14 protein-coding genes are annotated in these 15,233 nt (G+C 69.6%); 10 read left to right on the forward strand and 4 right to left on the reverse strand.

The window, feature by feature from the left end; genetic code table 11:
- Nucleotides 1–20 precede the first annotated feature (20 nt).
- The 4 genes from ctaD to AB3X07_RS02820 are packed head-to-tail and all read left to right on the forward strand — an operon-like array spanning nucleotide 21 to nucleotide 3,250.
- A complete protein-coding gene (gene ctaD, locus AB3X07_RS02805) occupies nucleotides 21–1,631 on the forward strand; it encodes a cytochrome c oxidase subunit I (RefSeq protein WP_369942551.1) in 1,611 nt (536 codons plus the stop codon).
- The gene (locus AB3X07_RS02810; protein WP_263112110.1) at nucleotides 1,631–1,762 is read left to right on the forward strand and encodes a hypothetical protein; all 132 of its coding nucleotides are present in this window, start codon (nucleotides 1,631–1,633) and stop codon (nucleotides 1,760–1,762) included. Before ctaD ends, AB3X07_RS02810 begins: the two co-directional genes overlap by 1 nt.
- Nucleotides 1,759–2,349 (forward strand): cytochrome c oxidase assembly protein, encoded by a 591-nt coding sequence (locus tag AB3X07_RS02815; protein ID WP_369942553.1) that lies wholly within the window; start codon nucleotides 1,759–1,761, stop codon nucleotides 2,347–2,349. Before AB3X07_RS02810 ends, AB3X07_RS02815 begins: the two co-directional genes overlap by 4 nt.
- A 19-nt stretch (nucleotides 2,350–2,368) precedes the next feature.
- A complete protein-coding gene (locus AB3X07_RS02820) occupies nucleotides 2,369–3,250 on the forward strand; it encodes a cytochrome c oxidase subunit 3 (protein WP_369942555.1) in 882 nt (293 codons plus the stop codon).
- 82 nt (nucleotides 3,251–3,332) lie between these two features.
- On the opposite strand, the gene AB3X07_RS02825 is transcribed toward AB3X07_RS02820, so the two are convergent.
- Nucleotides 3,333–3,551 (reverse strand): twin transmembrane helix small protein, encoded by a 219-nt coding sequence (locus AB3X07_RS02825; protein WP_369942557.1) that lies wholly within the window; start codon nucleotides 3,549–3,551, stop codon nucleotides 3,333–3,335.
- A gap of 30 nt (nucleotides 3,552–3,581) precedes the next feature.
- On the opposite strand from AB3X07_RS02825, the gene AB3X07_RS02830 reads away from it, so the two are divergent.
- The 5 genes from AB3X07_RS02830 (at nucleotide 3,582) to AB3X07_RS02850 (ending at nucleotide 8,829) form a co-directional block, all read left to right on the forward strand.
- Nucleotides 3,582–4,340, forward strand: coding sequence for an SURF1 family protein (locus AB3X07_RS02830; protein WP_369942559.1), 759 nt, complete (start codon nucleotides 3,582–3,584; stop codon nucleotides 4,338–4,340).
- 27 nt (nucleotides 4,341–4,367) lie between these two features.
- Complete coding sequence (locus AB3X07_RS02835; RefSeq protein WP_369942560.1) at nucleotides 4,368–4,943, forward strand: hypothetical protein; 576 nt, start codon at nucleotides 4,368–4,370, stop codon at nucleotides 4,941–4,943.
- A gap of 11 nt (nucleotides 4,944–4,954) precedes the next feature.
- Nucleotides 4,955–6,118: a COX15/CtaA family protein gene (locus tag AB3X07_RS02840; RefSeq protein ID WP_369944632.1), complete on the forward strand. Its 1,164-nt coding sequence runs from the start codon at nucleotides 4,955–4,957 to the stop codon at nucleotides 6,116–6,118.
- Nucleotides 6,115–7,008: a heme o synthase gene (gene cyoE, locus AB3X07_RS02845; RefSeq protein WP_369942562.1), complete on the forward strand. Its 894-nt coding sequence runs from the start codon at nucleotides 6,115–6,117 to the stop codon at nucleotides 7,006–7,008. Before AB3X07_RS02840 ends, cyoE begins: the two co-directional genes overlap by 4 nt.
- An 84-nt stretch (nucleotides 7,009–7,092) precedes the next feature.
- A complete protein-coding gene (locus tag AB3X07_RS02850) occupies nucleotides 7,093–8,829 on the forward strand; it encodes a methyl-accepting chemotaxis protein (protein ID WP_369942564.1) in 1,737 nt (578 codons plus the stop codon).
- A gap of 169 nt (nucleotides 8,830–8,998) precedes the next feature.
- On the opposite strand, the gene AB3X07_RS02855 is transcribed toward AB3X07_RS02850, so the two are convergent.
- Together AB3X07_RS02855 and AB3X07_RS02860 are read right to left on the reverse strand one after the other, a co-directional pair.
- Nucleotides 8,999–10,558 (reverse strand): thioredoxin family protein, encoded by a 1,560-nt coding sequence (locus AB3X07_RS02855; protein WP_369942566.1) that lies wholly within the window; start codon nucleotides 10,556–10,558, stop codon nucleotides 8,999–9,001.
- 356 nt (nucleotides 10,559–10,914) lie between these two features.
- A complete protein-coding gene (locus AB3X07_RS02860; RefSeq protein ID WP_369942567.1) occupies nucleotides 10,915–11,904 on the reverse strand; it encodes a bile acid:sodium symporter family protein in 990 nt (329 codons plus the stop codon).
- A 243-nt stretch (nucleotides 11,905–12,147) separates the two neighbouring features.
- Here AB3X07_RS02860 and AB3X07_RS02865 point away from each other — a divergent pair, with 243 nt between their 5' ends.
- Complete coding sequence (locus AB3X07_RS02865) at nucleotides 12,148–13,296, forward strand: lipase family protein (protein ID WP_369942569.1); 1,149 nt, start codon at nucleotides 12,148–12,150, stop codon at nucleotides 13,294–13,296.
- Between the two features lie 147 nt (nucleotides 13,297–13,443).
- On the opposite strand, the gene dnaG is transcribed toward AB3X07_RS02865, so the two are convergent.
- Nucleotides 13,444–15,183 carry a DNA primase gene (gene dnaG, locus AB3X07_RS02870; RefSeq protein WP_369942570.1) on the reverse strand — a complete coding sequence of 580 codons (1,740 nt, stop codon included), beginning with the start codon at nucleotides 15,181–15,183 and terminating at the stop codon, nucleotides 13,444–13,446.
- Nucleotides 15,184–15,233 lie beyond the last annotated feature (50 nt).

Below are 15,233 nucleotides of genomic sequence, written 5' to 3' on the forward strand. Positions count from 1 at the left end.
TTCTTTTCGAGGTAGCCGCCATGGCCCATTCCGCAGTCGATCATCACGACGAGCACGGGCATCAGCAGAGCTTCGTGGAACGGTGGTTGTTCTCCACCAACCACAAGGACATCGGCACGCTGTACCTGCTCTTCAGCTTCACGATGTTCATCATCGGCGCGGCGATGAGCGTGGTGATCCGCGCCGAACTGGCGCAACCGGGGCTGCAGTTCGTCAAGCCTGAGTTCTTCAACCAGATGACCACCGTGCACGCGCTGGTGATGATCTTCGGCGGGGTGATGCCGGCCTTCGTTGGCCTGGCCAACTGGATGATCCCGCTGCAGATCGGCGCGCCGGACATGGCGCTGCCGCGCATGAACAACTGGTCGTTCTGGCTGCTGCCGGTGGCCTTCACCCTGCTGCTGCTGACCCTGTTCCTGCCCGGCGGCGCGCCCGCCGGCGGCTGGACGCTGTATCCGCCGCTGTCGCTGCAGGGCGGCTACAACGTCGCCTTCTCGGTGTTCGCGATCCACGTGGCCGGCATCAGTTCGATCATGGGCGCGATCAACATCATCGCCACCGTGCTCAACATGCGCGCGCCGGGCATCGACCTGCTGAAGATGCCGATCTTCTGCTGGGCCTGGCTGATCACCGCGTTCCTGCTGATCGCGGTGATGCCGGTGCTGGCCGGCGCGGTGACCATGCTGCTCACCGACAAGTTCTTCGGCACCTCGTTCTTCAACGCCGCCGGCGGCGGCGACCCGGTGATGTACCAGCACATCTTCTGGTTCTTCGGGCATCCGGAGGTCTACATCATGATCCTGCCGGCGTTCGGCGTGATCAGCGAAATCATCCCGACCTTCAGCCGCAAGCCGCTGTTCGGCTACCAGGCGATGGTGTACGCGATCGCCGCGATCGCGTTCCTGAGCTTCATCGTCTGGGCCCACCACATGTTCACCGTGGGCATGCCGCTGGGCGGCGAGATCTACTTCATGTTCGCCACCATGCTGATCTCCATTCCCACCGGGGTGAAGGTGTTCAATTGGGTCAGCACCATGTGGAAGGGCTCGCTGACCTTCGAGTCGCCGATGCTGTGGGCGATCTCGTTCGTCATCCTGTTCACCATCGGCGGTTTCTCCGGGCTGATGCTGGCGATCGTGCCGGCCGACTTCCAGTACCACGACACCTATTTCGTGGTCGCGCACTTCCACTACGTGCTGGTCACCGGCGCGGTGTTCGCGCTGATCGCGGCGGTGTACTACTGGTGGCCGAAGTGGACCGGGCGCATGTACAACGAGGGCTGGGCCAAGTTCCATTTCTGGTGGACGATGCTGTTCGTCAACCTGCTGTTCTTCCCGCAGCACTTCCTCGGCCTGGCCGGCATGCCGCGGCGTATCCCCGACTACAACGTGGTGTTCGCCGACTGGAACCTGGTCAGCTCGATCGGCGCGTTCGGCATGTTCGTCACCCCGTTCCTGATGGCCGGCATCCTGCTGGCGTCGCTGCGCAGCGGCGCGCGCGCCGAAGCGCGTTCGTGGGAAGGCGCGCGCGGCCTGGAGTGGACGGTGCCGTCGCCGGCGCCGGCGCACACCTTCACCCTGCCGCCGGTGCTCAAGCCCGGCGACCTGGCCCACGACGACATCAGCCACTGATGACTGCGCAGCCGCCGCTCGACGATCTGGCCCTGCGCCGCAAGCGCGCCGTGCGCACCGCGCTGGTGGTCGGCGCGGTGGCGCTGCTGATCTATGCCGGCTTCATCCTGTCCGGGGTACTGGGCCGATGAGCGCGCCGGCCCCGCGGGCGGACAACAGCGCCGGGCTGTTCAAGCTGGTCGGCGTGGCGCTGGCGGTGTTCGTGCTGACCTTCTCGCTGGTGCCGCTGTACCGCATCGCCTGCGAGAAGGTCTTCGGCGTGCGCCTGGAGCGCGGTCCGGGCGAAGGCCCGCAGGCGGGCAAGTCGCTGGCGGGCAAGCGCACGGTCACCGTGCAGTTCGATGGCGGCGTGAACTCCAAGCTGCCGTGGTCGTTCCATCCGGAGCAGATGACCATGCAGGTGGTGCCCGGCGAGCTCAACGAGGCGCTGTACTACGCGCACAACGACAGTACCCAGGCCATCGTCGGCAGCGCGGTGCCGTCGGTGGCGCCGGCGCGCGCCTCCGGCTACTTCACCAAGACCGAGTGCTTCTGCTTCACCGCGCAGACCCTGCAGGCCGGCGAGAAGCGCGACATGCCGGTACGTTTCATCGTCGACCCCAACCTGCCGCGCGACGTCACCACCATCACCCTGTCCTACACCTTCTACAAGAACGATGCGCTGAGCGCGGAACTGGGGTCGCCACGACTGGCCGGTTCCGCGCGCGCGGCTCCCTGACCCGACCGGAATGCCTGCCATGGCCCAGCCCAGCACCGACGCCACCGCCAACGCCTATTACGTGCCCAGCCAGAGCCGCTGGCCGTTCATCGGCTCGATCGCGATGTTCGTGACCATGATCGGCGTGGCCAGTTGGCTCAACGACGCGTCCTGGGGCAAGTGGACCTTCTTCACCGGCATCGCGATGCTGGTGGCGACCTTGTTCATGTGGTTCGGCGACGTGATCCGCGAGTCGATCGCCGGCCACTACAACCGCCAGGTCGACGTGTCCTTCCGCATGGGCATGGTCTGGTTCATCTTCTCCGAAGTGATGTTCTTCGGCGCCTTCTTCGGCGCGCTGTTCTACACCCGCACCTTCATCCTGCCGTGGCTGGGCGGCGAGGGCGACGGGGTGATGACCAACGCGCTGCTGTGGGACGGCTATTCGGCGGCATGGCCGACCAACGGACCGGGCGCGGTCGGCGGCCATTTCCAGACGATCCCGGCGTGGGGCCTGCCGCTGATCAATACGCTGATCCTGCTCAGCTCCGGCGTGACCCTGACCATCGCCCACCATGCGCTGAAGGCCGGTCATCGCGGGCGCCTGCTGGTGTTCCAGGGGCTGACCGTGCTGCTGGGCTGCGTGTTCCTGTGCTTCCAGGCCGAGGAATACATCCACGCCTACAAGGAACTCAACCTCACCCTGGGCTCGGGCATCTACGGCTCCACCTTCTTCATGCTCACCGGCTTCCACGGCGCGCACGTGCTGCTGGGCACGATCATGCTGCTGGTGATGTGGCTGCGCTCGGCGCGCGGGCATTTCAGCCGCGACAACCATTTCGCCTTCGAAGCGGCGGCCTGGTACTGGCACTTCGTCGACGTGGTGTGGCTGGCGCTGTTCCTGTTCGTCTATGTGCTTTGAGCGCTGGGAATGGGGAATCGGAAATTGGAGAAGCAGGAGCTGCTCTTGCGATTCCCGATTCCCCATTCCCGGCTGGGTCGCGTCAGCGGCCCAGTCCATGAGGCTTGATCACCCCGGTGTAGATGCCCAGGATCACCAGCAGGATCAGGGCCACCGATAGGCCGATGCGCCAGGTCAACGCGTTCACCGTGCGCTTGCTCTGGCCGCGGTCCACCAACAGGTAGTACAGGCCGGCGCCGAGGTTCCACAGAATGACCAGCAGGAACGCGACGATCAGCAGGGTTTTCAGCGAGTCGTTCATGGGCGTCTCGGTGCACGGTATCGCCGCATTATGACCCTCGCCGCGTCTTCGCGCGTCGCCGCGCGCGCGCGCATGCCGCTGTGGCTGGGCTGGAGCATCGCGCTGGCGGTGGCGCTGGGCTTCTGCGCGCTGGGCCGCTGGCAATTGCTGCGCATGCACGAGAAACAGGCGCTGCTCGCGCAGGCCGCGCACGTGCGCGATCATCCGCAGGCGCTGGCCGACGCGTTGCGGATGCGGTCGCCGACGCGACTGGCCTGGGTGCACGGCAGCGGCCGCTTCCTGCCGGGGCAGATCCTGCTCGACAACCAGCTGCGCGAGGGCCGTAGCGGGGTCAAGGTCTACCAGCCGTTCCTAGCCGACGGTGCGTCCGCGCCGCTGCTGGTGGAGCTGGGTTGGCTGCCGCTGCCGCCGGATCGCGCGCTGCCGCAGCCGGCGCCGCTGCAGGGGCGGCACGCGCTGGCCGGCCTGCTCGGCCCGGCGCCGTCGCACGGACTCGCGCTGGGCCCGGCGCTGGTCGCCGCGCCGGCGCCGCAGCGGTGGCTGGCGATGCGCATCGAACCCAAGGCGATCGGCGAGGCGCTCGGGCGCCGCGACATTTTGTCGCAGGTGCTGCGCCTGGATCCGGCGCTGCCGCTGGGCTTTCCGCGCGACCTGGACATGCTGCCGAACACGCTGCCGCCCGAGCGCCACTTGGGTTACGCGGTGCAATGGTTCGGCCTGGCGCTGGCCGTGCTGATCACCGCGGCGCTGCTGAGTTGGCGCGCGCGCAAGGGACAGGGCGGGCGCTGAGCGCGCGCGCATGAGAAAATCCCCGGCATGAATGCCTCTCCCTCGACCCCGCGGCAGGCGGCCTCGCGCGGCCGCTGGACGTTGATCGCGCTGTTCGCCCTGTTCTTCGGCTCCATGCTGGTCGCCGGCGCGCTGCGCTTTTCCGGCTGGCAGCCGCCGACCAGCCGCAACCATGGCGAACTGCTGAAGCCGCCGGCCGACCTGCGCGCGCTGCAACCGCGTCTCGACGACGGCAGCGTCTACGCCTGGCAGCCGCAGCAGCGGCTGTGGCGCATCGCGCTGGCGCCGCCAGGCGACTGCGGCAGCGCCTGCGAGGCGCTGGCGCGCGACCTGGACAAGGTCTGGCAACTGTTCGGGCACGACGCCGACCACGTGCAGATCCTGTGGATCGGCACGCCGCCGCCGGCGGTGCGCGCGCTGCCGGAGGTGCGCGTGCTGCGCGCCGATCCGGCGCTGCTGGCCGCGCTGCCCCGCGTGCGCGATGCGGCCGGGGTGCCGGTCTACGTGATCGACCCGAACGGCTTCGTGGTGCTGCGCTATGCGCCGGGGTTCGACCCGGTCGGGTTGCGCGCGGATGTGGCGAAGCTGCTGAAACTCCTGTGAGCCGTCCGACTATGACCCTGTTCGCGCCACCGGCGCTGTTTCGGCACTTCCACCGCATGGCCTGGCTGGCGGCGCTGTTCACCGCCAGCACGATCATGTTCGGTTCGTTCGTGCGCCTGTCCGACGCGGGCATGAGCTGCCCGGACTGGCCGACCTGCTATGGCCGGGTGACCTGGCCGCAGAGCAGCGACGAGGCCAATGCGCACGCGGCCAGCAAGATCCGCCCGCTGGAAACGCACAAGGCCTGGCGCGAGCAGATCCACCGCTTCCTGGCCGGCGCGCTGGGCGTGGAGGTGCTGGTGCTGTCGCTGCTGGCCGTGCGCCGGCGCCGGCTCGGCATCGCCCAGGTGGTCGGCGCCGCGCTGCTGGTGGCGCTGTCGATTCCGCTGTACATGTCCGGCTGGCCGCGCGCGGCGATGGCCCTGGCCGTCGCCGGCGAGGCGATCCTGCTGCTGGCCGCGCTGCGCTGGTCCAACATCGACCTGGCGCGCGCGGCCGTGCTGACCCTGGCGGTGGTGATCTTCCAGGCCTTGCTGGGCATGTGGACGGTGACCCTGCTGCTCAAGCCGATCGTGGTGATGGGGCATCTGCTGGGCGGCCTGCTGATGTTCTCGTTGCTGGTGTGGATGGCCTGGCGCGCCACCCATCTGCCGATCACGCTGGCCGATGCGGCGCGCCTGAAGTGGCTGCTGCGCCTCGGCGTGGCGGTGCTGGCGCTGCAGATCGCGCTCGGCGGCTGGGTCAGCGCCAACTACGCGGCGCTGGCCTGCGGCGGCGGCAGTTGGTCGGCCGGCAATTTCCCGCGCTGCGTCGGCCAATGGTGGCCGCCGCACGATTTCCGCGAAGGCTTCACCCTGTGGCGCGGGATCGGCGTGGACTACGAAGGCGGCGTGCTCGACGGCGCGGCGCGCATCGCGATCCAGATGGCGCACCGGCTGATGGCCATGGTGGTGGCCGCGTACCTGCTGTGGATGAGCTGGCGCCTGAGCCGGTCGCCGGGCATGCGCGGCTGGGCGGCGGCGCTGGCGCTGCTGCTGGTGGCGCAGGTGTGCCTGGGCGTGCTCAACGTCAAGCTGGCGCTGCCGTTGCCGGTGGCGGTACTGCACAACGCGGGCGCGGTGGCGCTGCTGTTCGTGCTGGTGTCGTTGCTGGCGCGCTTGCGGGCGCCGCAATGAGCGTCAGGGGCGTGCACTGGCGCGACTACTGGGACCTGACCAAGCCCAAGGTGGTGGCGCTGATCGTGTTCACCGCGCTGGTCGGCATGTGCCTGGCGATTCCCGGCGTGCCGAGCTGGCTGCAGGTGCGCACCGGGCTGATCGGCTTCTTCGGCATCTGGCTGGCGGCCTCGGCCGCGGCGGCGATCAACCAGTTGCTGGACGCGCGCATCGATGCGCAGATGGCGCGCACCTCGTGGCGGCCGCTGGTGGTGGGCAAGGTACTGCCGTGGCAGGTGCTGCTGTTCGCCGCGGCGCTGACCGCGTTGTCGATGGCGATCCTGGTGATCTGGGTCAACGCCATCACCGCGGTGCTGACCTTCGCCTCGCTGATCGGCTACGCGGTGATCTACACCGTGTTCCTCAAGCGCACCACGCCGCAGAACATCGTCATCGGCGGCCTGGCCGGCGCGGCGCCGCCGCTGCTGGGCTGGGCGGCGATCACCGGCATGCAGGGCGAGTGGGACTGGGCCTACGCCTCGTTGCTGGTGCTGATCATCTTCGTGTGGACGCCGCCGCATTTCTGGGCGCTGGCGATCTTCCGCCGCGCCGACTACGCCAAGGCGTCGATCCCGATGCTGCCGGTCACCCACGGCGTGGCGCACACCCGCCGGCAGATCCTGGTGTACACCTTGCTGCTGGTGGTGGTGACGCTGTTGCCGGTGGCGGTGGGCATGAGCGGCGTGTTCTATCTGGGCGGCACGCTGGTGCTGGACGCGGTGTTCGTCTGGTTCGCCTGGCGCATGCTCGACCCGCCGGACGAGGCGTTCTCGATGCGCATGTTCGGCTATTCGATCGTGTACCTGATGGCGCTGTTCGCGTTCCTGCTGATCGATCACTGGGTCGCCTGAACGCCGTATTCATTCCCGGCTAAAGAACCGACGGCATTCGCCGCTACCGACGGATTGACCATCGGCGATGCCGCGGAGACGTGTATGTGGGGCAGCAACAAGCGTGAAGCGGCGGCGCGACAGCAGATGGCCGAACGCCTGCGCGAGGTCGAGGCCGAGCGCGACCGCGCGCGTGCGCAGGCCGACACTGCGCGCACCGATCTGGAGTACCTGCGCGGCCGTTTCGAGCTGGTGACCGCCGGCACCACCGACGGCCTGTGGGACATGAGCGTGATCGCCGGCGATCCGATCAATCCGGCCAACGAGTTCTGGTGGTCCTCGCAGTTCCGCGCGTTGCTGGGTTTCTCCTCCGAAGTCGATTTCCCCAACGTGCTCGACAGTTGGGCCTCGCGCCTGCACCCGGACGACAAGCAGGCCACGCTGGACGCGTTCGCCGCGCACCTGGCCGACCGCAGCGGCCAGACCCCGTACGACGTGGAGTACCGGCTGCAGTTGAAGAACGGCGAATACCGCTGGTTTCGCGCGCTCGGCACCACCCAGCGCGACGCCAGCGGCGCGCCGCTGCGGGTGGCCGGCGCGCTGACCGACATCAGCGAGCGGCGCGAGCGCGAGGCGTTCCTGGACGTGGTCCTGACCCGCTTCGAACTGGGTGCGGACATGCTCAACGACGGCCTGTGGGACATGAGCGTGATCGCCGGCGATCCGATCAATCCGGCCAATGAGTTCTGGTGGTCGCCGCAGTTCCGGACGTTGCTGGGCTTCTCCTCCGAGGCCGAGTTCCCCAACGTGCTCGACAGTTGGGCCTCGCGCCTGCACCCGGAGGACAAGCAGGGCGCGCTCAACGCCTTCGCCTCGCACCTCAACGACCGCAGCGGCCGCACGACGTTCGACATCGAGTACCGGCTGCAGCAGAAGAGCGGCGAGTACCGCTGGTTCCGCGCGCGCGGCCTGACCAAGCGCGCCGCCGACGGCACTCCGCTGCGCGCGGTCGGCGCGTTGCTGGATATCCACGCCGCGCGCCAGCTGGGCGTGGCCGCGCGCACCCTGCAGGTCGCCGCCACGGAGATGGTCGACGACAACAGCGATCTGGCCCGGCGCACCGAGCAGCAGGCGGCGGCGCTGGAAGAGGCGGCCAGCTCGATGGAAGAGATCACCGGCACCGTGCAGCGCAACGTCGAGCACGTCGGCCACGCCAACCGGTTGGTGGACGGCGCCAGCGACGTCGCCCAGCGTGGCGGCGAGGTGGTGCGCGACGTGGTCGAGACCATGGCCGGGATCGAGGTGGCCTCGCGCAAGATCGCCGACATCATCAGCGTGATCGACGGCATCGCGTTCCAGACCAACATCCTCGCGCTCAACGCGGCGGTGGAAGCGGCGCGCGCCGGCGAACAGGGCCGTGGCTTCGCCGTGGTCGCCACCGAAGTGCGCAGCCTGGCGCAGCGTTGCGCCGATGCGGCCAAGGAAGTGCGCGCCCTGATCGCCAGCTCCAACGACGAGGTCGGGCGCGGTTCGGCGCTGGTCGCGCGCGCCGGCGCCACCATGGAGGAACTGCTCGGCGCGGTGCGCGAGGTGCAGCGGATCATGACCGACATCGCCGGCGCCAGCCGCGAACAGAGCGCGGGCATCGGCCAGGTCAACCAGATCGTGGTGCAGATGGACGCGGCCACGCAGCAGAACGCGGCGCTGGTCGAGAAGATGGCCGAGGCCGCGCGCGAACTCGAGGGGCAGGCGCAGGGCTTGAATGCGCATACCGGCAGCGGTCGCCGCCCCGGCAGCCATGGCGCCGCTCAGTCGGTCGCGCCGGCGCGCGTGGCGGCCTGACCGAGTGTGTCCGACGCCATGGCGCGTCTTGCGTCGTGGCGCTGGCGCAGCGCTGTGCGGAACAGCCGAGCCGCGGCGCGTTGTGGGTCCGATGCCGGGATCGTGACGGACGCAGCGGGCGTCGTCTGCTGGAGGACGCTGGCGCGGCGGGTTTTGCGCGCCCGCGCGCTCACCCCAGCCAGTGCTGGCAGCTATCGCGATCCTGGCTGCCGCAGCTTTGCTGCATCTTGTGCTGCAGGCGCGCGAGCACCGCGCTGCCGCCATGGTCCTTGCTCCAGCCCTGCAGGGTCTTGGCCAGGGTGTCGAAGCGCTGCCTGGTGCGCTGGTGGTAGCCGCCGGGCTGCGCGGCCAGCTCGCCGATGACCTGGCCGGCGGCGGCCTCGATCGCGGGCGCATTGTCCGGCTGCAGCCGGATCAGCCCATCGACGTAGAGCACGCCCCACTGCACCCGGGTGGCGGGGCCTTCGGCGCTCTCGTAGGCCTTCTTCAGCCAGAACAGCGCGGTCGGCGTGTCGCCGCGCGCCTCGGCCAGGTCAGCCAGGTCCGGCATGTAGTAGTACGGCGTCTTGCTGCGGCGCAGTTCGGCCAGCAGCAACTGCTCGGCGCCAGCGCTGTCGCCGGCCTTGTCGAGCAGGCCGGCGGCATTGCTGATGGTGGACTGGCGTTCGTAGTCGGTCTTGGCGGCCTGCTCGGCCCACTGCACGCGTTGCCGCACCTTGGACATCACCGCCGGCGGCAGTGGCGGATGCGGCGCGTGGCCGGCGGCGTCCGGCTGGCCCTGCGCCAGGCGCGCGAGCTGGATGTCGGCGTAGGCGGTATCCAGCCGATCGCTGATCGGCAGGCTGGTGTCCGCGTAGACCTGGTCCAGTGCAGACAGCAGCGCGCTCGACAGCGTGGCCCGCTCGGTGGCGTCGGCGGCCGCGGCCTCGACCAACTGGCGCGCCGAATAGGTCAGGGTGCTGCGGTTGGCACGCACTTCGGCCGGATCGGCCAGCACCGATCGCAGCAGGTTGCGATCGGCGGCGCGATGCTTGGCGTCCGTCGCGCCGTCCTTGTCCGGTGTCCGCGCGGCCAACGCCAGCAGCGCGAAGCGGCGCTGCAGCGCCGGCTGCGGCGCGGCGGCGGCCAACTGCGCGAGCACGCCGGCGGCCTGTTCCGGCTTGACCAGTCGGCTCGCATCCACCGCCCAGCCGTACTCGCCGAGCAGGGTCCAATCGTCGGCGCTCAGCGTGGCCGGCGTCTGTAGCGCCTTCTGCAGCAACTGCGCTGAGGTGGTGGTGCGGGTCGCGGCCACGCGCAAGGCCTCGGCCAGGCGTCCGCTGTCGCTGTCGCCGGCCAGGCGGGTGATCTCGCTGCGGTCGGGGCGCAGCACGATGATGGTCGGATAGCCCTTGATGCCGAAGCGTTCGCCCCAGGCCTGCGCGCCTTGCGAATCGCCGTCCAGGTGCACCGCGACGAAGGCGCGGGTGCGGGCGATGAAGGCCGGGTCCTTGAACAGGGTGGCCTTGAGCCGGTTGCATGGCGGGCACCAGGCAGCGCCCCAGTACAGCAGCACCGGCTTGTTCTGCTCGCGCGCTTCGGCGAAGGCGTCGTCGACGTCGCCCTCGCGCCAGGCGATGCCGGCGCCGTCCGGCATCTTGGCCGCTGCGGCGGCTTGTGGTTTGGCCGCCGTGGGCGGTTTGTCGCAGCCGGCCAGCGCCAGCGCGACGGCGAGGCTGGCGGACGTCATCAGGGAAAGGCGGAGCGTGCGGGGGCGCATGCGGCGATCACTGGGGGGAGGGGGAAGAGAGGCGCCGGCCATGCGGGCCGTCGCGCCAATTTGCACTCTACCTGGCGGCCATGGCCACAGGTGGCCGCTGCACATGCCGGTCGCGCATCTGCATATGCCGGGACGCGGTGGCGGCCGGCGGGCGGTTCCGCGCGCTGGCGCCGGGATCCCGCAGTGCCGACAAGCCTCGGTGGTCCTGATGTTTCGCTAGGCAACGTGCGGAGGAGCGATTGCGGTCGCCTTGCCGGGGCTGCGCATCGCCGCAGCGGGCGTTGGTGGCCTGACGTCGCCGTCCGCAACGTCCCGCGCGCGCGACGTCAGTCGTTCCGCGCCGCCTTCGCCGCGCGCGCGTAGCGCTGCGCGACCACCGCGCAGACGATCAGCTGGATCTGGTGGTAGATCATCACCGGCAACACGATCGCGCCGAGGCTGCCGCCGGCGAACAGCACCTTGGCCATCGGCACGCCGGTCGCCAGGCTCTTCTTCGAGCCGCAGAACACGATCGGGATCTCGTCGTGGCGGCTGAAGCCGAGCCGCCGCGCGGCGAACACGATCAGGCCCATCGCCAGCGCCAGCAGCAGCGTCGCGACCAGCGCCACGCCGAGCAGCGCCGGCAGCGGCGTCTTGCGCCACAGGCCTTCGATTACCGCGGCGCTGAACGCGGTGTACACCACCAGCAGGATCGTGCTCTGGTCGGTATAGCGCAGCACCGCGCGGCGCCGCTCCACCCAGCCGCCGATCCAGCGCTGCAGCAGATGGCCGGCGACGAACGGCACCAGCAACTGCAGCATGATCTTGCCCATCGCATCCAGCGGGTTGGCCATCGCGCTCTGCGCGCCAGCCAGCAGGCCCATCAGTAGCGGCGTCAGGAACACGCCGAGCAGGCTCGACAGCGAGGCGCTGCACACCGCCGCCGGTACGTTGCCGCCGGCCATCGAGGTGAACGCGATCGACGACTGCACCGTGGACGGCAGCGCGCACAGGAACAGCACGCCGATGTACAGCTGCGGCGTCAGCAGCCAGTGCGACAACGGCTTGAGCAGCAGCCCCAGCAGCGGGAACAGGACGAAGGTGGCGGCGAGGATGGTCAGATGCAGGCGCCAGTGCAGCGCGCCGGCGACGATCGCCTCGCGCGACAGGCGCGCGCCATGCAGGAAGAACAATGCGGCGATGGCCAGATCGGTGACCACGTCCATCACCGCCGCCGCGCGCCCGTGCACCGGCAGCAGCGAGGCCAGCAGCACGGTGCACAGCAGGGCCAGGGTGAACGGTTCGATGCGCAGGCGGGCGAGCCAGGATCTGAACATTGCGAAGCGCCGAGCGGGGGAGGCGCCATTCTAGGAAGCCCGGCGCGCGGAAGCGAATCCGTCAGCGCGGCGTAGACAACTCGCAGACAGATCGCGGTGCGGGCGGCGTTTGCCGAATGCGCGCATGGCGGGCTTGCTAGATTGCGCCGAGCCGGTGCGCCGAGGCGCGCGCCGGGCACGTGGGCGGGTCGCGCATCAGCGCCCACCTCTCCTCCAGCGACCGCCACGGACCAGGAGCACACCATGCGCTACGATCAATTTCAGGCCGTCTTCGCGCTTTCCAGCCTGGCCAACTGGGTCAGCAAGCAGACCGGCACCGTGCAGCAACTGCAGGCCGATTACCAGAAGGTGCTGCTGGCGACCCTGGCCTCGGCGCCGGCGCAGACGGCGATCGGCGCCTGGGAACTGGTCTGGGGGCCGCAGGTCTGGCAGGACAAGGACTCGCATCGCTCGGACAACGCCATGTTCGTCGCCAGGATACGCAGCCTGGGCGATCTCGGCGACGTCTATGTGGTCGCGATCGCCGCGACCAATCCGCTCTCTCCCTACGACTGGACGACGGAGGACTTCGACGTGTCCAAGGTGGTCGACTTCTCGACCTACGATCCCACCGCGAGCACGCCGCCTGCGCAGCTGATGGATCCGACCGCGAGCACCGTCGGCATCTCGATGGGCACCGCGCTGGGCGTCTGGCACCTGCTCACCATGGTGAGCCCGCCGTCCGGACGGGCGCCGGGCACCACGCTGGACGGCTTCCTGAAAACGGTGGCGGGCACAGGCGCAAGCGTGATCTTCACCGGCCACAGCCTGGGTGGCGCGCTATCGCCGACCATGGCCACCTGGTTCAAGAGCACGCACCGGCTGGACGCGTGCAAGGCCGTCTACTGTTATCCCACCGCCGGCGCCACGCCGGGCAATGCCGCGTTCGCGGCGCTGTGCACGGCGACGCTGCCGCCGACGTCCGGCAACGGCTATCGGGTCTGGAACCGCGATCTGTGGAACGCGTACGACGTGGTGCCGCATGCCTGGGAGCTGACGATGCTCGCGCAGGTCGGGACCCTGTACGACAACAAGCCGTTCGCGCTGATCGACTTTGCGGTCGAGATGGCGGTGAACAGCGCCACGTCGTCCCGCATCGCATATGCGCAGATCGCCAACCAGAAGCTCGCCGGCACGCTGAGCGGCGTCCCGACCACCTCCCTGGCGTTCATGACCCAGGCCGCCGCGCAGCATACGACCGCCTACTCGGCGCTGATCGCGTACCCGCTGACCCCGGTGGCGCCGCCCGCGCAGGAACGGCTGACGGCGGAAATTGATACGGACGCGGAACTGTATGCGCTGCTTGCGCGGCTCGAAGCGGACCGCCGCGCCGCGACGACGGCCTCGCCCTGAGCGGCGTCGAAGCGCCGGCGCCGATCCACGTTGCGGGGAGCGGCGCGCGACGAGGGCGCGCATGCCGCCGCCCGCCGCGATCGACAGCGCGGGCCGGGCCCGCGCCAACGCCGGTGTCGATGGCGGACCGCTGTGCGTCGTCCGCCTTCAGTGCAGCGACGCGCGCGCCTTCAACAATTCGCGCAATTCGTACTTGTCGGTCTCGTCCAAGCCTTGCGCGCGCTGCTTGGCCAGCAGTTCCTCCAGCCGCTGCTGCAGCGTCTGCCGCTCCAGTTGCACCACCACGTCGTGCAGCTCCTGGCGCCAGCTCGCGGTCTCGCCGGCGATCTCCTGCACCGCCAGCTTCTGCAGCGCGGCCAGTTCCTCGCGCTCGTGGAAGTGCTCCAGCAGCGCGCCGGTGGTGATTTCCGGGCGCGTGTGCACGATCTCCAGCAGTTCGATCATCAACTCGATGCCGGGCAGGCGCAGGCCGGCGAACGGGTAGGGGGGCGGCAGGTCCAGGGCCAGGCTCGGCGCCTGCAGCAGGCGCACGATCGCCTCGCGTACCAGGCTGCGCTTGTGCGTCGGCCGTGGCACCGCGCGCGGCGGCGGCTTGACCGGCTGCGCGGCGGTGGGCGCGGGCCCGCCGATGCCGGTGAGTTCGGCCAGGCGCTGACGCATCAGGTCGCCGAAGGCGCCGTCGGGGATCTGCGCCAGCATCGGTCGCGCGCGTTCGGCCAGGCGTGCTTTGCCGTCGAGCGTGCCGAGGTTGACCTCGCGCGCGAGTTCGTCGAAGAAGAACTGCGACAGCGGCGTGGCCTGGCTCAGCCGCGCATCGAACGCGGCGGCGCCTTCCTTGCGCACGATGCTGTCCGGGTCCTCGCCGTCGGGCAGGAACAGGAAGAACGCCTGGCGCCCGTCCTTCATTCGCGGCAGCACCGATTCCAGCGCCTTCCAGCCGGCGCGGCGGCCGGCGGCGTCGCCGTCGAAGCAGAAGAACACGTCCGGCGCGTTGCGGAACAGCAGTTCGGCATGGTCGGGCGTGGTCGCGGTGCCCAGCGTCGCCACCGCCTGGGTGACGCCGAACTGGAACAGCGAGACCACGTCCATGTAGCCCTCGACCACGATCAGCCGCTCGATCTTCTGGTTGGCCTGGCGCACCTGCCACAGGCCGTACAGTTCGCGGCCCTTGTGGAACAGCGCGGTTTCCGGCGAGTTGAGGTACTTGGGGCCGTCGTCCTTGTCCATGACCCGGCCGCCGAAGGCGATCACCCGGCCGCGGCGGTCGAAGATCGGGAACATCACCCGGTCGCGGAACTTGTCGTAGACGTGGCCGCGGTCGTTCTTGGAGAACAGCCCGGCGCGGTCGAGCAGCTTGTGGCGGCGCTCGTCGGTGCCCAACGCGTCCTTCAATGCGCTGTAGCCGTCCGGCGCGTAGCCGATCTGGAAGCGCGCGCGGTTTTCCGCGTCCACGCCGCGGCCGTCCAGGTAGGCGCGGGCCTTGTCGCTGCCGTCGAGTTGGCGCTGGAAGAACTTGGCCGCCGCGTCCAGCGCCGAGTACAGGTCGCGGTGGTCGTCGCCGGCGGCCTGCGCGGCGCCGCGCTGCTGGGCGTCGCGCGGGATCTCCATGCCGGCGCGCTTGGCCAGTTCGTCGACCGCGTCGAGGAATTCGAGGCGGTCGTAGTTCATCAGGAAGCTGATCGCGGTGCCGTGCGCGCCGCAGCCGAAGCAGTGGTAGAACTGCTTGGTCGGCGAGACGGTGAACGAGGCCGAGCGCTCGTCGTGGAACGGGCAGCGCGCCGCGTACTCCTTACCCTGGCGCTTCAGCGGCACACGCGTGCCGACCACCTCGACGATGTCGGTGCGGGCGAGCAGATCGTCGATGAATGCGTCGGGGATACGGGCCATGGGCGATAGGATGCCATGCGCCCACGCCCGGGCCACGCTCCGCGCCGCGA

The organism is Xanthomonas sp. DAR 35659, from assembly GCF_041242975.1.
Taxonomy (GTDB): domain Bacteria; phylum Pseudomonadota; class Gammaproteobacteria; order Xanthomonadales; family Xanthomonadaceae; genus Xanthomonas_A; species Xanthomonas_A medicagonis.

Coding starts and splice junctions, on each gene's coding strand:
- AB3X07_RS02825 (WP_369942557.1), bottom strand. CDS start 3,551: ATGAACGACTCGCTGAAAACCCTGCTGATCGTCGCGTTCCTGCTGGTC.
- AB3X07_RS02835 (WP_369942560.1), top strand. CDS start 4,368: ATGAATGCCTCTCCCTCGACCCCGCGGCAGGCGGCCTCGCGCGGCCGC.
- AB3X07_RS02850 (WP_369942564.1), top strand. CDS start 7,093: ATGTGGGGCAGCAACAAGCGTGAAGCGGCGGCGCGACAGCAGATGGCC.
- AB3X07_RS02840 (WP_369944632.1), top strand. CDS start 4,955: ATGACCCTGTTCGCGCCACCGGCGCTGTTTCGGCACTTCCACCGCATG.
- AB3X07_RS02830 (WP_369942559.1), top strand. CDS start 3,582: ATGACCCTCGCCGCGTCTTCGCGCGTCGCCGCGCGCGCGCGCATGCCG.
- AB3X07_RS02815 (WP_369942553.1), top strand. CDS start 1,759: ATGAGCGCGCCGGCCCCGCGGGCGGACAACAGCGCCGGGCTGTTCAAG.
- ctaD (WP_369942551.1), top strand. CDS start 21: ATGGCCCATTCCGCAGTCGATCATCACGACGAGCACGGGCATCAGCAG.
- cyoE (WP_369942562.1), top strand. CDS start 6,115: ATGAGCGTCAGGGGCGTGCACTGGCGCGACTACTGGGACCTGACCAAG.
- AB3X07_RS02855 (WP_369942566.1), bottom strand. CDS start 10,558: ATGACGTCCGCCAGCCTCGCCGTCGCGCTGGCGCTGGCCGGCTGCGAC.
- AB3X07_RS02820 (WP_369942555.1), top strand. CDS start 2,369: ATGGCCCAGCCCAGCACCGACGCCACCGCCAACGCCTATTACGTGCCC.
- AB3X07_RS02865 (WP_369942569.1), top strand. CDS start 12,148: ATGCGCTACGATCAATTTCAGGCCGTCTTCGCGCTTTCCAGCCTGGCC.
- AB3X07_RS02860 (WP_369942567.1), bottom strand. CDS start 11,904: ATGTTCAGATCCTGGCTCGCCCGCCTGCGCATCGAACCGTTCACCCTG.
- dnaG (WP_369942570.1), bottom strand. CDS start 15,183: ATGGCCCGTATCCCCGACGCATTCATCGACGATCTGCTCGCCCGCACC.
- AB3X07_RS02810 (WP_263112110.1), top strand. CDS start 1,631: ATGACTGCGCAGCCGCCGCTCGACGATCTGGCCCTGCGCCGCAAGCGC.